Annotated in this window: 17 protein-coding genes; 5 read left to right on the forward strand and 12 right to left on the reverse strand. The window is 71.3% G+C overall.

Features of this window, described 5'->3' with window-relative positions:
- On the forward strand, positions 1-456 hold a 456-nt coding region (locus ACKOQ4_RS05365; RefSeq protein ID WP_526289581.1), incomplete at its 5' end, for an MFS transporter.
- Between the two features lie 10 nt (positions 457-466).
- Positions 467-1378 carry an SDR family oxidoreductase gene (locus ACKOQ4_RS05370; RefSeq protein WP_526289583.1) on the forward strand — a complete coding sequence of 304 codons (912 nt, stop codon included), beginning with the start codon at positions 467-469 and terminating at the stop codon, positions 1376-1378.
- Here ACKOQ4_RS05370 and ACKOQ4_RS05375 read toward each other — a convergent pair.
- From ACKOQ4_RS05375 to ACKOQ4_RS05400, 6 genes are all read right to left on the reverse strand, one after another.
- The gene (locus ACKOQ4_RS05375) at positions 1315-2535 is read right to left on the reverse strand and encodes a hypothetical protein (protein WP_526289585.1); all 1221 of its coding nucleotides are present in this window, start codon (positions 2533-2535) and stop codon (positions 1315-1317) included. The genes ACKOQ4_RS05370 and ACKOQ4_RS05375 overlap by 64 nt on opposite strands.
- Positions 2532-3254, reverse strand: a complete 723-nt coding sequence (locus ACKOQ4_RS05380; protein WP_526289612.1) for a glycoside hydrolase domain-containing protein — start codon at positions 3252-3254, stop codon at positions 2532-2534. Before ACKOQ4_RS05380 ends, ACKOQ4_RS05375 begins: the two co-directional genes overlap by 4 nt.
- An 89-nt stretch (positions 3255-3343) precedes the next feature.
- On the reverse strand, positions 3344-4018 hold the full coding sequence (locus ACKOQ4_RS05385; RefSeq protein ID WP_526289587.1) for a L,D-transpeptidase family protein: 675 nt from the start codon (positions 4016-4018) through the stop codon (positions 3344-3346).
- 125 nt (positions 4019-4143) lie between these two features.
- A complete protein-coding gene (locus tag ACKOQ4_RS05390) occupies positions 4144-4674 on the reverse strand; it encodes an AMIN-like domain-containing (lipo)protein (protein ID WP_526289589.1) in 531 nt (176 codons plus the stop codon).
- 1 nt (position 4675) lies between these two features.
- Positions 4676-5302, reverse strand: coding sequence for a DUF47 domain-containing protein (locus tag ACKOQ4_RS05395; protein WP_526289591.1), 627 nt, complete (start codon positions 5300-5302; stop codon positions 4676-4678).
- Positions 5299-6327: an inorganic phosphate transporter gene (locus ACKOQ4_RS05400; protein ID WP_526289593.1), complete on the reverse strand. Its 1029-nt coding sequence runs from the start codon at positions 6325-6327 to the stop codon at positions 5299-5301. Before ACKOQ4_RS05400 ends, ACKOQ4_RS05395 begins: the two co-directional genes overlap by 4 nt.
- 91 nt (positions 6328-6418) lie before the next feature.
- Between ACKOQ4_RS05400 and ACKOQ4_RS05405 the strand changes: the two genes are divergently transcribed.
- A complete protein-coding gene (locus ACKOQ4_RS05405) occupies positions 6419-7135 on the forward strand; it encodes a class I SAM-dependent methyltransferase (RefSeq protein WP_526289595.1) in 717 nt (238 codons plus the stop codon).
- On the opposite strand, the gene ACKOQ4_RS05410 is transcribed toward ACKOQ4_RS05405, so the two are convergent.
- Complete coding sequence (locus ACKOQ4_RS05410; protein ID WP_526289597.1) at positions 7132-8856, reverse strand: amidohydrolase; 1725 nt, start codon at positions 8854-8856, stop codon at positions 7132-7134. The genes ACKOQ4_RS05405 and ACKOQ4_RS05410 overlap by 4 nt on opposite strands.
- 57 nt (positions 8857-8913) lie before the next feature.
- Here ACKOQ4_RS05410 and ACKOQ4_RS05415 point away from each other — a divergent pair, with 57 nt between their 5' ends.
- Positions 8914-9204 (forward strand): Dabb family protein, encoded by a 291-nt coding sequence (locus tag ACKOQ4_RS05415; protein WP_526289599.1) that lies wholly within the window; start codon positions 8914-8916, stop codon positions 9202-9204.
- Here the strand turns inward: ACKOQ4_RS05415 and eccCa are convergent, their stop codons facing one another.
- The 5 genes from eccCa to ACKOQ4_RS05440 form a co-directional block, all read right to left on the reverse strand.
- Positions 9205-13281 (reverse strand): type VII secretion protein EccCa, encoded by a 4077-nt coding sequence (eccCa, locus tag ACKOQ4_RS05420; RefSeq protein WP_526289600.1) that lies wholly within the window; start codon positions 13279-13281, stop codon positions 9205-9207.
- 2 nt (positions 13282-13283) lie between these two features.
- Entirely contained in the window at positions 13284-14771 is a 1488-nt protein-coding gene (gene eccB / locus ACKOQ4_RS05425) for a type VII secretion protein EccB (RefSeq protein WP_526289602.1), read from the reverse strand.
- A gap of 22 nt (positions 14772-14793) precedes the next feature.
- Positions 14794-15111 carry a DUF2710 family protein gene (locus tag ACKOQ4_RS05430; RefSeq protein ID WP_526289604.1) on the reverse strand — a complete coding sequence of 106 codons (318 nt, stop codon included), beginning with the start codon at positions 15109-15111 and terminating at the stop codon, positions 14794-14796.
- A 97-nt stretch (positions 15112-15208) separates the two neighbouring features.
- Positions 15209-16207 (reverse strand): NAD-dependent epimerase/dehydratase family protein, encoded by a 999-nt coding sequence (locus ACKOQ4_RS05435; protein WP_526289606.1) that lies wholly within the window; start codon positions 16205-16207, stop codon positions 15209-15211.
- On the reverse strand, positions 16204-16704 hold the full coding sequence (locus ACKOQ4_RS05440; RefSeq protein WP_526289608.1) for a nuclear transport factor 2 family protein: 501 nt from the start codon (positions 16702-16704) through the stop codon (positions 16204-16206). Before ACKOQ4_RS05440 ends, ACKOQ4_RS05435 begins: the two co-directional genes overlap by 4 nt.
- A gap of 173 nt (positions 16705-16877) precedes the next feature.
- On the opposite strand from ACKOQ4_RS05440, the gene ACKOQ4_RS05445 reads away from it, so the two are divergent.
- The gene (locus tag ACKOQ4_RS05445; RefSeq protein WP_526289610.1) at positions 16878-17819 is read left to right on the forward strand and encodes a bifunctional methionine sulfoxide reductase B/A protein; all 942 of its coding nucleotides are present in this window, start codon (positions 16878-16880) and stop codon (positions 17817-17819) included.
- Positions 17820-17844 lie beyond the last annotated feature (25 nt).

A 17844-nucleotide genomic window follows, 5' to 3' on the forward strand; every position in this document is an offset into this window, starting at 1 on the left:
GTGCTGGACACCAGCCTGGAGTTCCTGCTGCCCGGCGCGCTGGCCGCGGCGGTGACCGCACTGGCCAGCGGCCGGTTCATCGAGCGGTTCGGGGCGCGCAACGTGGTGATCGCGGGCGCGACGGCCGGCCTGATCGGTTTCACCATGCTGATCGGATGGCACTCGGCCCCTTGGCAAGTGATCACCGCCGGGCTGCTGACCAACGCCTACATCAGCCTGGCCTACGGCGCCCTGCCGGTGCTGATCGTCGAGCAGGTGGGTGCGGACGAGACGGCGGTGGCCACCAGCCTCAACGCCATCGTCCGCAAGGTGGGCGCGTCGGTCGCGGCGGCGCTGGTCGGGGTGCTGATGGCCCCCGGGGCCGACGGCCACCCGTCGGAGATCGGCTTCGTGGCGATCTTCGCCCTGGGCGCGGCCACCGCCGCCGGCACCATCCTGCTGATCAGCAGGCGATAGGTTTCCCCCGATGAGTACTCCAGCGGGCACTCCGGCGCAGAGCCGAGTCTGGTTCATCACCGGCGCCTCCCGGGGCCTGGGACGGCAGTGGGCCGTCGCGGCCCTGGACCGCGGCGACCGGGTCGCGGCGACGGCGCGCGACACGGCCGCGCTGACCGATCTGGCCGGCCGCTACGGCGACGCGTTCGCGCCCGTGACGCTCGACGTCACCGACCGGGCGGCGTGCTTCGCGGCGGTCGAGACCGCGCACGACCGGTTCGGCCACCTCGACGTCGTGGTCAACAACGCCGGCTACGGGCAGTACGGGTTCGTCGAGGAGCTCTCCGAAGCCGAGGCGCGTGCCCAGATGGACACCAACTTCTTCGGCCCGCTGTGGGTCACCCAGGCAGCGCTGCCGTATCTGCGGGACCGGCGCGGCGGGCACATCATCGAGGTGTCCTCGATCGGCGGCGTCCTGGCGTTCCCGAACCTGGGGATCTACCACGCGTCGAAGTGGGCGCTGGAGGGGATGACCCAGGCGCTGGCCGGGGAGGTCGAACCGTTCGGCATCAGGGTGACGCTGGTCGAGCCGGGCGGCTTCGACACCGACTGGATCACCGCCGCCCCGCACACCCGGCCGCTGGCCGCCTACGAGTCCCAGCGCGCGCAGTTCGAGTCGGCACGCCGGGAACGCAGGGTCGACCTCGGGCGCCCGGAGGCGGCCCGGACGGCGCTGCTGGCGATCGTGGACGCCGCCGATCCGCCGCGGCGGGTGTTCCTGGGACGGCACGCATTCGACTGGGCGGCAACCGAATACGCCGGCCGGCTGGCGGAGTGGGAACGCTGGCAGCCGCTCGCGGTCGCCGCACACGGCGACGATCAGGACACGACGATGGACGGGATGGTGCCGCGCGGGGCGTTCGAGGCCAATCCGGAGAAGTAGGAGCCCGACCACATCCACAGGCCGGCCTGAAGCAGCAACGCCGTGGAGGCGACGTCGGTGTCACGGCCGGCCCAGCCCTGCATACTGGCCAGCGTGGCGGCCTTGCCGATCATCAGGTAGGCCGAACTGAGGTCCACCAGTGCGGTGTAGGACGTCGGCGAGAACCCTTGCGCCCCGATGATCTGCCAGACGAAACGACCGAGCCCGGTGGTCAGCTCCAGCACTCTCGACCACGCCTTCATCTGCGCCCAGCGCAGGGTCGGCGGGTGGGCCAGGTCGACCAGCGCGCCGTCGTAGCGGTTGGCGATCTCCAGGTCGACCAGAGATGAGTTGCAGTCCAGGAAACCGTTGCAGGTCAGCGTGTCCCGCATGGAGGGCACCCCGGGCGGCGGGTTGTCCAGCACGTACTCCAGATAGCCCTTGTTGTAGCCGTAGAGGGTGAGCAGCACCGGAACCGAGGCGTGCGCGGCGGGTTTGGACAGCAGCGGCGCCCGGCTCAGCCCGCTCAGGCCGCCGGCCAGGCCGCTGAACATCCGCAGGCCGAGCGCGGAGACGACCCCGCCCGGCGGGGGAGAGCCCGCGCGGACGGGTCCGTCCGGTGCGGCGCGCAGGTTGTCGCGCAACCAGATTCCGCCGAAGTAGCCCGACACCGCGAGGTTGCCCATCTCGACGCGCACCCGTTCCCGGCTGAGCTTCTCGGAGGCCAACCGGTCCAGGCTTGAGGTGGCCAGGTCGCCGAAGAAGAAGCGCGGGGAGTCCGCGGGGTCGCCTCCGGCGGCGACGTAGACGGTGGCGGCCTCGGTGATGGCCGGCTGCGAGACCTCGAACGCCCGCGTCTTGCTGACCGGCATCGGCGGTATGTCGACCGTCACCGACGGGACGGCGGTGCGGCGGGGACGCGGCGCCGGAGTGACCGACCCGGCGGCCCCGGCGGGGCGCACGGCCCCGGCGGCCGGGGCGGTGCGCACGGCGCGCGGCACCCGGCGGGGCGGGTTCGCGAGTGCCCGCACCGCGGCCGCCCGCACCGGGCGGGCGGACGCCGACACCGTTGCGCCCGAGCCGGATTCGGAATCGGGGGCCGCCGAGGCCACCCCGTGCCCGCACAGGACGGTCGCACCCAGGCCGAGCCCGAGAGCCAGCCCCCACCGGCTGCTCACCGGGCCAGGTCCCACTGGCCGAAGTCGGGTGCCAGCACGTCGTCGACGTCGACGCTGACCCCGTCGATCAGCGCGCCGGGGTCGCTGGCGGTGACCACCTCGCGCTGGAACAGCACCGCGCCGGGCGCGCGCTTGCCGCCCGACCAGGCCCGGTTCTGCCACGCCCAGCGGTAGCCCGGGGTGGTGGACGCCCCGACCACGCCGTCGGCGATGGCCCACGCCAGCTCGTTCACCCCGCCGTAGATCCCGGTGCGGGGCACCCCCATGACGGAATTGAGGCCCTGGAACCACGTGAGCCCCAGGCTTTTCCAGGTCTGGTAGTCCAGCGGTTCGTCGACGCTGAAGAAGATCGGAGCGGTGGGCGGGCCGCCGGCGGCCGCGTGCAGCGCGAGCGCGGTCCGCGCGTCGGCCACCCCGCCGTCGTAGCCGCGGGTGAAGTCCGAGGGCGAGTTGACCCAGCCCGGCTTGCCGTACTGGTAGCAGCTGACGACGTGCAGCCCCAGGGCCCGCATCCCGTCGGTGAACTCGCGGGTCACCGGTTTGAAGTCGAAGGTGGCGCCGGGCCGCAACTGCGAGACGTACACCAGCGCACCGGCGTAACCGGCGGCCTTGATCTGGGCGGGCTGCACGAGGCGGGTGGCGAAGTCGATGAGCATCAGGCCCTCGCCGCGGGCCCGGGGCGCACCGGTCGCCGCGCTCAGCGCAGCCGCGCCGGCCACCGCCGAGAGGACGGCCGGGACGGTGTACCTGAGGACGTCGCGTCGGGAAGCGTGTCGCGGCACGCCTCCCAGGCTATCCGCGGGTGCGGTTACGACCTATTCGCGACCAGCGACGGCTCGCCGACGCCGATGGTGATCTGGGGCGTCTGGGCCGGGTCGAGCCAGGTCAGCACCGAGCGCATCTCGTCGCGGCCGATGGCCACGCAGCCCCAGGTCGGGGTGCCGTCGGTGACGTGCAGGAAGATCCCGGACACCTTGCCGGGGATGCGCTGCGGGTTGACCGCGATGTTGACCGCGTAGTCGTACACCGGCCCGGAGTCGTAGAGGTTCTCGGTGATGGCCGAGGGGTTGGACGCCGAGCGCACATGGGTGTTGTAGGTGGGCGAACCGGCGTCCTCGTCCCACCAGTCCTGCGCGGTGGCCTGGAAGTAGGGCATCTTGGTGCCGGGGTTGGGCTCGCGGCCGAAGGCCTGGTCGAAGCTGAAGGTGCCCACCGGGGTGCGGTGCACGCCGTCGGCACCGGCTCCCACGCCGACGTCGCCGACCATCGCCTTGGTCGGACCGAGCACCACCTTCCACTGCCCGCCGACCTTCTGGAACGCGGTCAGCGTTCCACTGGTCGCGTCCGCGGCGGGCACGCCGACCACGATCCACTGGGTGGACTGGGCAGCCGGGGCGGGCGCGGGCGTGGGAACGGCGCGGGCGGGCGCGGCCAGTGGCAGGCACAGCAGCGCCGCAGCGGTGGCAAGCGTCTTCTTCAGCATGGGAGACCCTTCAAGTCGTCGCGGTGATCGTAACGGGGCGCGACCGGGCTGCCGGTGCCGCGAAGCCGGTCGCGGCCGAACCGGGAGCCAACCGAGAGCGAACCGAGACACGTTCGGCGGGCCGGTCAGCGGGCGAAGTCGACGACCAGCCGCGGCGGGGAGTCCAGCGCCTGAACCCGGAACGGCACCGTGGCGCGGAGCCCCGCCACCCAGGTGAGGACGGCTTCGAAATCGCCGGCGGCCTTCGCCTCGGTGACCGAGGCGGTGGCAGCGCTGACCGCGGGCGGCCCGGGATAGGTGCGCGGCCCGCCGCCCCAGCCCTCGGCGGTGGCCGGGGTGAGGGTGATCTGCACCAGCGCGGCCGCGCCCGGCAGTGGGATCTCGAACCCGGAGGCGTCGGCGCGGGCCGGCAGCGGCCGGTAGCCGACGGTGTAGCCGGGCACCCGGTCGGTGAAGCGCAGTTCGAGGCGGTCGTAACCGGCTTCCGGGGTGAGCCGCACCCCGCTCAGGTGGGCGATCTCGCCGGCCGGCGGCGCGCTGACGTCGGTGGTGGCGGCGCCGGACAGGGGCGGGGCCGGCTCCGGGGCCGCCCGGCACGCGCCGAGAACACTCGCGGCGAGGCAGACGGCCACACTCGCCCGGAACGCGGTCGGCACGTCAGGATTCTTTCACCCGCGCGTACCAGATCCGGTCGGCGACCGAGACGATGTCGTCGGAGATCGCCGAGATGCGCCGGTAGAACTCGCGGCGGGCGACCACGACGCTGATGTCGGTCACCTCCAGCAGATCCCCGGCCGCCTGCCGGTAGGTGCGCTCCAGGTTCCGCTGCGACTTCACCGCGGCGTCGGCCGCGTCGGTGGCCGAGATCGCCGACTTGCCGCGGTGGTCGTCGATGGCGTCGAACGCGGCGCGGAGGTGCCCGACGCCCTCGGCCAGCAGCACCGCCATCTCGGCGGTCGCCGGGTCGGGCGGGACCTTCATCGCCTCGGACTCGCGCACGGTGTTCTTGGCGCCGTTGATCACCTTGTCCAGATCGCGGGACAGCTGGAAGAGGTCCTCGGGTTGCATCGGCGTGGTGAAGGCCTCGCTGACGGCGTCGACCAGTTCGCGGCGCACCCGGTCGCACTCGTGCTCGGCGGCACGGACCTCCTCGGCGCGCGCGTGGTCACCGGCCGCCCACCGGGCGAAGGCGTCCATGCCGGCCTGGGTGATCTCGGCCTGCTTCTGCAGCATGCCGACGACGTCGGGGGTCTGGGGAAGGAACCAGCGGGCCGAGGGACTCATGATGTTGCTCTCCAGACGAGTAGGACCAGGATGGCCAGCAGTGCTGACGCGGGAATGGTGGTCAGCCAGGCCACCCCCATTTCGCGGACGATCTGCCAGCGCACGTGTTTCCAGCGCCGGCGGCCGCCGCCCACCCCGACCACCGAGGAGGCCACCACCTGGGTGGTGCTGACCGGGGCGCCGACCAGTGAGGCGCCCAGGATGACCGCGGTGGAGGTGGCCTGGCTGGTGACGGAGTCCAGCGGGGTGAGGCTGAAGATGCGCCGGCCGATGGTCTTGACGATGCGCCAGCCGCCCAGCGCGGTGCCCATGGTCAGCGCGACACCGGTGACCACCTTGGCCCACAGCGGGACGGTCATCGTGGCGGTGTGCCCCGACGCCAGCAGCAGGGCGGCGATAACCCCCATCGACTTCTGGGCGTCGTTGCCGCCGTGACTGAACGAAAGTCCGGCTGCCGCAACCCATCCCGCGCCGCGAACCGGCACCGCCCAGCGCGTCGTCCAGCGGCGTGACAGCGCGCGCAGCAGACGCAGCAGTCCGAACGCGACGGCGAAGCCCAACGGCGGGGAGATGAACAGGGCGACCAGGACGCCGATCACCCCGGTCGGGTGCCAGCCCTCGAAGCCGCCCCACCGAACCGACTTCAGCCCGCCCGAGCCGGACAGGACGCCGTCGGCGACGGCCGAGCCGACCAGCCCGCCGACCAGTGCGTGCCCCGACGACGACGGCAGCCCCAGCAACCAGGTGAGCAGGTTCCAGCCGGTCGCCCCGGCCAGGCCGGCTCCGACGACGGCGACCATCTGAGGCTGCGGGACGGTGACGATCTTGCCGATGGTGTCGGCGACCGCGGTGCCCAGCAGCACCGCGCCGGCCATGTTGAACACCGCCGAGAGCGCGACCGCCTGCCCCGGGGAGGCGCCGCGGGTGGCCACCAGGGTGGCGATGGCGTTGGAGGCGTCGTGGAAACCGTTGGTCAGGGCGAAGGTGATGGCGAAGCCGATGGCGATGATCAGCCCGACTTCCATCGACTCTCCCCTGGCGGTATGCCAGGTGAACATAGCAAGAACGGGTGGTTAACACATGGCGGTTGCCGGGCGGGCGTCTACCCTCGCGAGCGTGGATCTGTTCGAGCGTCAGTGGCAGACCTACCGCAGCGTGGTCGACCGCGACTGGATGGAGCACCGCGGGCTGACGGCGGCGTGCGCGGAGGCGATGCAGTCCTGGCTGGCCGATCACCCAGGGCGCGCCGGGCGGGCCCGGCTGCTCGACCTGGGCTGCGGTGACCTGGCGCTGATGGCCCCGGTGCTGCGGGGCCTGCCGCTGGGCGCCTACCTCGGGGTGGACTCGGCTGCGAACGTGCTGCCGGCGGCGCGAGCGGCGCTGGGCGAGACCGGGTTCCCGGCGGAGTTCCGGCACGGCGACATCCGCGACGTCGTCGACGGCGACGGCGACGGGCCCGGGTTCGACATCGTGCACGCCGCCCTGGTGCTGCACCACCTGACCGACGAGGAGAAGGCGCAGTTCCTGTCCTCGCTTCGGCGCCGTGTCCGTCCCGACGGAATCCTGGTGTGGGCCGACGTCTTTCGGGAACCCGGTGAATCGCTGCCGGACTACGCCGCCCGGTACGCCGAGCGGATCCGCACCGGCTGGACCGCACTCGACCGGGAGTCACGGGAGTCGATCGTGGCCCACATGAGCGCCTGCGACTTCCCGGCCGACCGCGACGCCGTCGTCGGCATGGCCCGGAACGCCGGGTGGCGGTGGCGGTGGCTCTGGAAGGGACGCCACCGCGCCGAGGCCGTGGCGCTGCTGACCCCGGACGGGCGGCACTAGCAGCAGGTGCGCTTGCCCGCCTCGGCGGCCAGTGCCTGGTGCTCGGTCGGGTCCATCGCCTTGACCGCGGCGATGTAGGCGTCGATGTCGATCTTCCGGCCGCCGACCCAGGTGCCCAGAACCTTGACCTTCTCGACGATCTGATCGACCGGGACGGTGTAGACGTCGGCCGACAGTTCGACCAGATCGGCGTACTTGCCCACCGCCAGCGACCCGATCTCGTGGTCGCGCTGAAGCTGATAGGCCCCGTTGATGGTGATGGCCTTGAGCGCATCGTCAAGGGATACAGCCTGATTGGCGCCGTGCACGGTGCCGTTCACCGTCGTGCGCATCACGGTGTGCTGGACGTTGAGCAGTTGGTGCGGCGGACAGACCGAGCCGTCGTTGTGGTAGCTGGGGGTGACGCCGGCCTCGAAGGCGTCGCGGAAGCGCTGCCACTGCGAGCCGTACTCGGAGTCGAACATCACCCCGTCGAGCAGATCACCCCAGTAGATGTACTGGAACGGGCTCAGCGAGCAGGTCACCCCCAGCGACGCCGCCCGTTCGAACTGGTCCCGCCGGGCCGCGCCGAGGTGCTCGACGCGCCAGCGGTGGTCCGAGCCGAGCAGGTTGAACTTCACCAGCGCGCGGGCGTAGGCGTCGAGCACCACGTCGAACCCGACGTCGCCGTTGCAGTGGAAGGCGATCTGGTATCCGGTCGGGACGAACTCGTCGAGGATCGCGTCGAGCTGGGCCCGGGTGTAGTTCATCTCCGCCTCGCCGCGCGGCCCGAGTTCGATCTGCGCGGTGCGGGTGGTCGGATTGTCCAGGTACTCGAAGGAGATCGCGACGTTGCCGATCCACGGGGAGCCGTCGGCCCACAGCTTGATACCCACCTTGCGGACCAGTTCGGGGTTGGGGAAGGTGATGTCGGCGCCCGCGTCGGGCTCGATCGACATGTGATAGAGGTGCAGCCGCAGCGGGCAGCCGGGGACCGACGCCAGCCCGGCGTAGGCCTGGTACTGCCGCGAGTTGTAGGTGTGCTCGGAGGTCGAGGTGATGCCGCACTGCGCCATCAGCTTGTAGAACAGCGCCCCCGAGTGCAGCGGGTGCGGGATCGCCTTGGGCAGCACGGCGCCGATCACCTGCATGATCGCGCCGGACTCGAAAGCCGTTCCGTCACTGGCGCCGTCGGCCTCGCGGCCGAAGCTGCCGCCCACCGGGTCCGCCGGGGCTTTCCCGTCCGCCCAGCCCAGCAGTTTGATGGTCTCACTGTTGAAGTACAGGCCGTGACCGGAGTTGTCGACGACGATCACCGGCCGGGACGGGAAGATCGGGTCGAGCACCTCCCGGGTCGGCAGCGGCGCCTGCTGCAGCAGGCGGTCCACGCCGTTGAACACCAGCGGCTGGCCGGCAGGCCGTTCCTTGTCCGCCTTGGCGAAGACCGCCTTGACGTCCTCCCAGGTGTTGACCCCGACGTTGGGCGAGACCCAGTAGGCCGGGTCCTGGGTCGCCATCCCGGACAGCAGCGGGTGGCTGTGCGGTTCGACGAAACCGGGCATCAGCACGGTGCTGCCCAGGTCGGTCACCGCCACCCCGGGGGCGGCGGCCTGAACCTCGGCCAGCGAGCCGATCGCGGTGATCCGCCCGGTCGCGGAGTCGAAGGCCAGGGCGCGGGCCCGGGGGCGGGCTTCGTCCATGGTGATGATGGCGGAGGCTTGCAGGATGGTGTCGGCGGCCATAGGCCCCGTTTCTACCGCACGCGTCGCGGTCCGCGCTCCGGTTCCTACAGTGAAGCCATGGCCTTCACCCACATCGTGATGTTCAAGTGGAACTCCGCCGACGTCGACGCCGCCGGCATCGCCGGCGCGCTGCGCAGCCTGGTCGCCCGCTTCGACGGCGTGCGCGGTTACCTGTGCGGGTCCGACGCCGGGCTGTCACCGGAGGCCTACGACTTCGCGATCGTCGCGACCTTCGAGGACCGGGAGTCCTTCATCGCCTACCGCGACCACCCCGACCATCAGCGCATCGTCGCCGAGATGATCCGGCCGCATCTGCAGTCGCGCACCGCCGCCCAGCTCGAGTCCTGATCAGCCGCCGTCCGGGGTGCCCACCAGGACGCCCTCGATGATCCCCTCGGAGCTCACCAGAAGCCCCCGGCCGGGCGGCAGCTGCTGGGCGCCGATCCGCCCGAACACCTTCACGGCCTGCGGGTCGTTGTCCATGTACAGCGTCGGGGCGCGCGATCCGGTGAGCTTCTGCAGGAACGGGCTCATCGCCGACACACCGGCCCAGTTGCCGGGTAGCCGGCCGGCGACGACGTGCAGGCCGACCTCCCGGCCCCGCTCGATCAGGTTCCACAGCGGCGCGGTGGCCGCCTGCTTGCCCACCAGCCCGTTGGGACGCAGCTCGTGTTCGTCGTCGATCAGCACGAAATGCTCTGGGCCGGTCCAGGACCGGCGCTTGAGCAGTTCGTCCTGGGTCAGCCCGGACGGAGGCAGCCGGTCGGCGACCAGACCGGCGATCTCGGCGAGCACCCGGTCGATGTCCTCGGCGGTGTAGGCGTAGGCCCGCACGTTGGTGCCGGGGATCGCGCCGATCAGGCTCGTCTTCGGGTCGATGATGGTGATCTGCGCCTGCTCGGGGGACAGCCTGGCGGTGATCGCCTGCCCGATGGCCGCCAGGGCGGTGGTCTTGCCGCAGCCCTGCCGGCCGACCACCAGCAGACCGGGGACCCGGCGGGTGGACAGCGCAACCGGTTGCAGCGCGCTCTCCCCGATCGCGAAGGGGATGTTGTGCGCATCGGCGGACTCGGCGGTCCCGGCGTAGCGGGCGACGACCTCGCGCAGGGCGATCCGCGCGGGCAGACGGGCCAGGGTCTGCACCCGGCCCGCCCCGGTCCGGGCCGCGATGACCGCGCCGACCTGACGGGTGGCCGCGCGGGTGCCGTCGGGCGCGGCGATCTCCGGGACACCGACGAGCAGTTCGTGCCCGGTGCGGGTGAGGCCGAAGCCGGGCCGGTCCAGCGTCTGGCGGGCCGCCCTGCGGTGTTCGATCCCGGTTCCCATCTGGCTCTCGTCGGGATTGCTCAGCCGCAACTGGATTCGCGCGTTGGCCACGGTGAGCAGCGCCTGCTTCTGGCCGACCAGCCAGCCGCTGGCGCTGGTCATCACGTGCACGCCGTAGGAAAGGCCCTGGCGCGCAATGGCGATCGCCCGCTCCCCCAGGCCGCTGTCCTTCTCGTAGAGGTCGCCGAAGTTGTCGATCACCAGGAAGACGTCGCCGAAGGTGTCCTGCGGGTCGGTCGGGGCGCCCGTCGCCCCGAACCGGCGCTCCCGGAACTCCGCGATGTCCATCTGGTAGCGCTTGAAGGAGGCCTCCCGGGCCCGGATCACCGCCTCGATCGTGGCGATGGTTCGACTCGCCCCCTCGGCGTCGGTGACGCTGACGACGCCGGCCACGTGCGGGTAGTCCTCGACCGGGTACAGCGACGCGCCCACGCAGAAGAAGGTGACCCGCTCCGGGGTGTACATCAGGGCGGCGGTGGTGATCAGCGTCATCAGCGTGGTCGACTTGCCGCGCTGGGCGGTCGCCACCACCATGACGTTGTCGGTCTCCGCGTCGATGACGTGCACGCGCTGCGCGTGCTCCTCGGGGAAGTCCTCGACGCCGACGGGGAACACCAGGCCGGGATTGCGGCCGTAGTCGTCCCACCACGGCCTGCCCCGCCACAGCCGGACCAGTTCGTCGGCGGTCGCGCTCACCTCCAGCGGGGGCAGCCATATCCGGTGCGGGGGACGGGCCGGGTGGGAGGCCAGCGAGTCGCGGATGACGTCGAGCAGCTTCTTACGCTTGAATCCGTCTGCGTGGTAGAGGAATTCGTCGGGCTGTTCGGGTTCGTCGGCCACCTCCGGCGCGGGGCCGTCGGACTGGCTCGGCGGCTGGTACTGCCAGGTCAGCGAACGCGGCCGGGTGAAGCCGACCGACACCGTGCGGGCGGTCTCGGCCGCGCGGGGCACCACGAACGGCGCCGAGACGTAGAAGCAGCGGAACTGATCGAGTTCCCGCGGGCCCGCCTTGAGCAGGGCGTAGCCGTTCTCCCTCGACGGGAGGTGCAGCGCCGCGTCGCTGCCGATGACGTCACGGGAGTCCTCGGCCGTCTCGGCGCGCAGCGCCACCCGGAAGGAGATGTTGCTCTTGGCCTTGCTCAGCGAGGACAGGTCCAGCCGCTGGCCGCCGAGGGTGAAGAACACGTTGCAACCGCGTCCCTCCTGTCCGATGTGGATGACCAGGTCGATCCACTCGGGATGGTGGTGGAACAACTCGAGGTACTCGTCGATGATCACCAGCAGGATGGGGACGGGCTCCAGATCCCGGCCGGCCAGTCGCATCTCCTCGTACTCGTTGGCGTCCCGTGCGCCCGCCGCCTTGAAAAGGGCGTAACGCCGGGCCATTTCGCCGTCGATGGCTTTGCGCATCCGCTCGGCGAGGTGCCGGTCGTCCTTGCCCAGGTTGGAAAGCGACGCGGCCACGTGCGGCAGTCCCTGCAGATCCTGGGCGGCCGACTCGAACTTCATGTCGACGAAGATGACGATGAAGCTCTCCGGGGAGTGCGTCAGCGCGATGCCGTTGCACAACGACAGGAAGTATTCGGACTTGCCCGAGCCGGAGGTCCCGATCACCACCGAGTGGAAGCCATAGCCGCCGAAGTCCTTGGCCCGCAGGATCACGTACTGCAGGTCCCCGCCCACCTTCACCCCGACCGGGATCATCGCCCAGCCCGGATCCCCGCGGCCGCGGCTGTCCGACCACAGCCGGTCGACGTCGAGGTTGCGCGGGTCGCTGATGCCCAGCGCCCGCAGTAGTTCCCCGCCCCGGCTTTCGGTCCCGGCGCGCTCGGCCGTGCCCGGCGACCACCGGGCCAGGGCCCGCGCGTAGCGCCCGGCGGTGCTCTCGGCGAGCATGTCGGCCACCGCGTAGAACGCCTCGCGGTGCCGGAGGCGGCCCTCCCGCAGCGCGAACCGCTCGTCGGCGCCGCGGAAGCCGACGCCTTCGCCCGGCCGGGTCGCCAGGCGCAGCACGGTGATCCCGGCCATGCCCTTCTGCCCGGTGACCGACTCCCACTGCTCGGGAGTGCCGGTGTTGTCGTCGACGATGACCCAGTGCGGTCCCAGCGGGGGCGCACCGCCGGGTCCGGCCGCCGACGGCGTCGCGGTGGGGCTTGAACCGCTCGGCGGGGACCAGGGCCCGCGGCCCTTGCGGTGCAACTCCGCGTCGAGGGCCTCGGCGAGTTCGGCCGGCGAGGTGAACACCAGCCGGCGCAGCCCGCACGCGTCGAACATCTCGTCGTGGTGGTTGTGCGGCAGCCAGACCAGCCAGGACCACCGTTCGGGACTGCGGGTGACGACCATGAGCTTGAGGTCGGCCGGGCTGTGGTAGACCGCCAGCGAGCACAGGACCGAGCGGGTCAGCGCGTGCAGTTCGGCGAGGTCCTCGCCGATGAAGCTGAAGCCCGGCCGCGAGCGCAGGCTGAGCACCTTGCCGATGTCGCGAATCCTGTTCTGCTCCAGGATGAAGTCGCGCAGCGCCCGGCCGGTCACCGGCTCGAGCTCCTCGCCGACGGGAACCTCCGGCCACTGCAGTGAGACGGCGGACTCGGCGGCGGACTGGACACCTATGCCCAGCCGCACGTCGAGGAAGTCCGGATCGGCCGGTCGGCGCTCCCACATCCGGGGACCGCCGATGACCGTGTCGAGACGGTGCGGGTCGCCGTGGACGAACAACTGGCTGCGCCGCTGCAGCCGGGCCGCGGCCTGCACCTCGTCGCGGTCCTCGTCGAGTTGGCGGAGATAACCGCGGCGCTGCTTTTCCTGTTCACCCCAGCCGATCCGGCGTCCGCGGCCGAACCGGCCGCTGAACATCAGCGCGCCGAAGCCGACCAGCCCGATCAGGCCGAAGAAGCCGGACTGCAGCGACCGCACGCCCGAGGTGTACATGACGACGAGGGTCCCGAGGATGCCGACCAGCAGGGCCGGCGCGGCGATCATCAGCAGGATGTTGCGCGGTTCGCGTTCCGGGAGCGAGAGAGGGGGGTCGACCATGACCCGCACCGGGGTGACCGTCGGGGTGGACGCGCGGGGACCCCGCACGAAGCCGCGCTTGGACATCCCTACCCCTGACCCGCGCCGGGCGGTAGCAGCGTCGCGCCGGCCGCTGCCGGTTCCAGCGAGTCGCGGGCCAGCAGCGCGTTCGGGCGGCTGATCACCGGGCCGGCGGCGAAGGTGCGGACGATCGGCCAGGGCGCCTGCACCGCCCGGCTGGGGTCGATTCCCAGCGCCTGCAACGTGGTTGGGTCCCACTCGACACCGAACCGGACCCCCTGCGGGGAGACCCAGTACAGGCTTTCGCGGGATTCCGACACGGCTGCGGCGCTGGTGGTCGCGACGAAGTTCGCCGCACCGGGAAGCATCAGGGTCTGGTTGGCCTCCACCGAGTCCGGGCCGCGGGCGTCGCGCACCAACTCCACGATGCGCGCATCCTGGCTCTGCGGCACCGGCAGGCCGCGGCCGCACAGGACGCCGACGGCGGCCTGCGGATCGCCCCGGCCCTTCCGCCAGCTGACACAGCTGACCGGGTTGGCCTCGGAGTCGACGAATTCCAGCTTCCCGGTCGGGTAGAAGCCGACGTCGAGGTCGTCGACCTCGGGGATGCCGACAAGGGTGTCCGGTGAGACCAGTTGCGGCGCGATGGATCCCCGGCTGTCGGCGGTGCGGAGCAGGTCGGCCACGAAGGCGGTGACCCTCTGCACACCGCCGGCCAGCAGCACGTAGAAGCCGCTGACCTCGCCGTCGGCATCCCTGGTCTGCAGCACCTGTCCGACGAGCGACCCGGGCAGCATCCGCGACGGGCTTCCCGCATCCGGAATCACCGGCACCACAAGGGGTTCGGTGGCCGGCATCGCGTCGAACACGGCGTTGGACATCTCCACCGGATGCGTCGCGCCCGGGTCGATGCCGAGGGTGAAGGTCACCGGACGGTCCGCCGGGTCGATGCGGGTGCGTCTGCCGTTCCACACCAGGTACGTCGACCCGCGATGGGTGGCCAGCAGCGCCTGGGACTGCGTCATCGGCTCGGCCCGTCCGCCGCCGAGCTCCCCGGCGATGGCCGTCACGACGGTAGCGCCGCCGCTGCCCCGGGCGGGCGCGGTGTCGCAGACCGTCCAGGCCGACACCGGGTTGCCGGAGACGGCGAGTTCGTCGGGGATTCCGGGGATGCCGATCATCGGGCCGGTGGGGAACCGCGCGATCTCGCCGGCCTTCACCCAGGCCGGCGCGGCGGCGCTGCCGGCGGCCAGCCGGGCCGAGGTCAGATTCAGCGCCGGGTGCAGCCGGCCGTCGATGTCGGCGTACAGCGCGCCGGTGTCGCGGTTTCCGACGATCGCCGACCGCCCGGCCAGACCGGCGGGCCGGATGACATTCAGCAGCGCCATCCAGGCGCACCCCAGCAGGACCAGGACGAGCGACAGGGCCAGCGCCGCCTGCTGCTTGCGGTCGTCGTGCTTCATCCGCACCGAGAACCGGGTGATCGCCGCCCGCAGCCGGCGGTTGTAGAACAGGTGACCGGAGTTCTGGTCCCGGTTGGACAGATTCAGCGGCACCGGCGGTTCCCCCCTGTACTCGTCATCGAAGCTCCCCGCCGTAGCGGGCCCGGTAGTCGTCCTCGACCTCGGCGCGCAGCGCGGCGAAGGCGAGGTTGAGCCGTTCGGTCAGTTCGCCGTGGCTGTAGTGGGTGGTGACACCGGGGTGCAGGCTCAGGCCGACGAGTTTGCCGTCGGAGTCGGCGACGGCGCGAATGTCGCCCATCTCGACGCTGTAGGTGACGGTCTCGGCCTGCGCGACGAGGGCCTCCCAGCGGTCGGCGGCCTCCTCCAGATCACGCAGAACGGCCTCGACAAGGTCGTCGTCGCTAACCCAGCCCCCGCTGGACGTCCCCTCCACACGCCTAGTATTGCGAAGGGTCCTAGCTGGGTCAATTCAGTCCCACAGCGATGGCCGCGGGCGCCGAAGTGTGCACGCTGGCAACCTCGGCGATGTCTCAGCGCCGGGCGGCGCGCAGCCTCACCCACCAGCGAGCGGCCTCGGCGATGGACTCCTCGACCGGCCGGGGCTGCCAGCCCAGTTCGCGGACCGCCTTGGAGTGGTCGACGGGGGCCTCGGCGCGCATCAGTCGCAGCGCCTTAAGGTTGAGCTTCTCGTCACTGCCGCGCAGCCGGCCTTTGGCGGTGCCCAGGGTGGCCAGCGCGTAGGCGATCGGCAGCGGGATGGTCTTCGACGGGGCGGGCACGCCGGCGGCGTCGGCGGCGATGCGAACCACCTCGGCGTTGGTGATCATCCGCTCGGAGATCAGGTAGCGCTCCCCGACCCGGCCGCGCTCGGCGGCCAGGATCATCGCCCGTGCGGCGTCGTCCACCCCGACCGCCTCGAGTTCGATGCGGTCCAGGACGAACGGCAGCTTGCCGAACGCCGCCCCGGCGATGATCGCCCCGTGCGGGGTGCGGCCCCAGTCCCCGGTGCCGTAGGTGGTCGACACGCACATCGCCAGCGCGGGCAGCCGGCCCTGGCGGGCGCACTCGAGCACCATGCGCTCGGCCAGCACCCGGGTGCGCACGTAGTCGCTCAGGCCGCGCTCGTCGATCTCGTCGTCTTCGGAGGCCACACGTCCGCGCCGCCGGCCCACGGTGGCGTAGCTGCTGGTGAACACGAAGCGGTGCAACGGGTTTCGCTCGTGCACCGCGCAGGCGACGTCGAGCACGTTGCGGGTGCCCTCGACGTTGGTGCGGTACAGCGGGGCGGGGTCGGTCAGCCAGGCGCGGGTGTCGACGACGCAGTAGTAGACGTCGTCGCATCCGGTCATGGCATCGCGCAGGACGTCGTCATCCCAGATGTCGCCGGTGAACCGCGTGACCTTCAGGTCGTCGATGCCGACGGTGTTGGCCTGCTCGCGCACCATGATCCGCACGTCGTGGCCGGCGTCGACGAGTTGGCGGGTGACGTGCGAGCCCAGGAAGCCGTTGGCGCCGATGACGAGTTTCACGCTGGTCCCCCGTTGCGGGCCATCCAGGCGGCGGCGTCGTCGTCCAGGGTGCCGAGTTCGGCGGCCTTGCGGCACCACTTCATGCCGGCGGCCAGGAACCGCAGCGGGTTGTAGATGTCCTCCTGGCGGCTCCACAGGCCGTCGCCGGCGTAGGTGATGATCGAGATGTTGGTCGCGCTGATGATGGTGCCGTCGCCGGGGTCGCGCATCGGGTTGTCCAGCTCGCAGATCACCCGGCCGGTGTCGTCGTCGATGACGTGCCAGTTCGACGGGAACGCCGTCATGTGGCTGCCGGGGAAGGTGGTCATGGTGCGGTAGATCCAGTCGCGCACCTGGTCGCGGCCCTTCATGGTGCCCAGCGCGTGCTCGATGTAGTCGACGTCCTCGGTGTAGTGGGCCACCCAGGCGTCCCAGTCGCGGCTGCGGGCGGCGGCGTCGACGGTGGCTTCGAAGGTGGCGAAGGCGTCGGCGAGCTCGGCGCGGGAGAAGCGGTTCATCGGATCACCAGTATGGCGGCCAGGGCCTCACCCAGAGTGCGTCGAGATCGACAATTCAGCCTGTGTGCGCCGAAAACTCGATCCAGCCGCACTTTCGACGCAGCGGTGACAAGTCTGTTACCCCTGTTCGCCGACGCAGCGCGGCAGCCGGTGCGGGCGCACAATGGTGGCCTATGGACAGGTCTTTGGACACCGGGCACCTGACGCCGGAGCAGTTCCGGATCACCCAGCGCGGCGGGACCGAGCGGGCGTTCACCGGCGAGTACTGGGACCACCACGAGCCGGGCATCTACGTCGACGTGGTCTCCGGGGAGCCGCTGTTCGCCTCGGTCGACAAGTTCGACAGCGGCACCGGGTGGCCCAGCTTCACCAAACCGATCGGCGATGTCGTCACCAAGCGGGACTTCCACATGCTGTTCCCGCGCACCGAGGTGCGCTCGGCCGGGGCCGGCAGCCACCTGGGGCATGTGTTCAAGGACGGCCCGCGCAACCGCGGCGGGCTGCGCTACTGCATCAACTCCGCGGCACTGCGGTTCGTCCACCGCGACGACCTGGCGGCGCAGGGGTACGACGACTACGTCAGGCTGTTCGAGGAGGAGGACCGAATGAGCGAGTACAAGACAGCGATCCTGGCCGGCGGATGCTTCTGGGGCATGCAGGACCTGATCCGCCGGCAGCCCGGGGTGGTCTCGACGCGGGTGGGCTACACCGGCGGGCGCAACGCCAACGCCACCTACCGCAACCACCCCGGCCACGCCGAGGCCGTCGAGATCGTCTACGACCCCGCCAAGACCGACTACCGGGCACTGCTGGAGTTCTTCTTCCAGATCCACGACCCGAGCACCAAGGACCGCCAGGGCAACGACCGTGGCAGCAGCTACCGCTCGGCGATCTTCTATGCCGACGACGAGCAGAAGCGCGTCGCTGAGGACACCATCGCCGACGTCGACGCCTCCGGGCTGTGGCCCGGGCCGGTGGTCACCGAGGTGGTTCCGGCGGCGGAGTTCTGGGAGGCCGAACCCGAGCACCAGGACTACCTGCTGCGCATCCCCAACGGCTACACCTGCCACTACCCGCGGCCGGGGTGGACGCTTCCGCGACGCGAAACGGTCTGAGCCGCAACGGAAATCGGCCCCCTCG

This window comes from Mycobacterium sp. (assembly GCF_046095365.1).
Taxonomy (GTDB): domain Bacteria; phylum Actinomycetota; class Actinomycetes; order Mycobacteriales; family Mycobacteriaceae; genus Mycobacterium.

Coding starts and splice junctions, on each gene's coding strand:
- ACKOQ4_RS05385 (WP_526289587.1), bottom strand. CDS start 4,018: ATGCTGAAGAAGACGCTTGCCACCGCTGCGGCGCTGCTGTGCCTGCCA.
- ACKOQ4_RS05445 (WP_526289610.1), top strand. CDS start 16,878: ATGGACAGGTCTTTGGACACCGGGCACCTGACGCCGGAGCAGTTCCGG.
- ACKOQ4_RS05400 (WP_526289593.1), bottom strand. CDS start 6,327: ATGGAAGTCGGGCTGATCATCGCCATCGGCTTCGCCATCACCTTCGCC.
- ACKOQ4_RS05395 (WP_526289591.1), bottom strand. CDS start 5,302: ATGAGTCCCTCGGCCCGCTGGTTCCTTCCCCAGACCCCCGACGTCGTC.
- ACKOQ4_RS05410 (WP_526289597.1), bottom strand. CDS start 8,856: ATGGCCGCCGACACCATCCTGCAAGCCTCCGCCATCATCACCATGGAC.
- ACKOQ4_RS05440 (WP_526289608.1), bottom strand. CDS start 16,704: ATGAACCGCTTCTCCCGCGCCGAGCTCGCCGACGCCTTCGCCACCTTC.
- ACKOQ4_RS05415 (WP_526289599.1), top strand. CDS start 8,914: ATGGCCTTCACCCACATCGTGATGTTCAAGTGGAACTCCGCCGACGTC.
- eccCa (WP_526289600.1), bottom strand. CDS start 13,281: ATGTCCAAGCGCGGCTTCGTGCGGGGTCCCCGCGCGTCCACCCCGACG.
- ACKOQ4_RS05370 (WP_526289583.1), top strand. CDS start 467: ATGAGTACTCCAGCGGGCACTCCGGCGCAGAGCCGAGTCTGGTTCATC.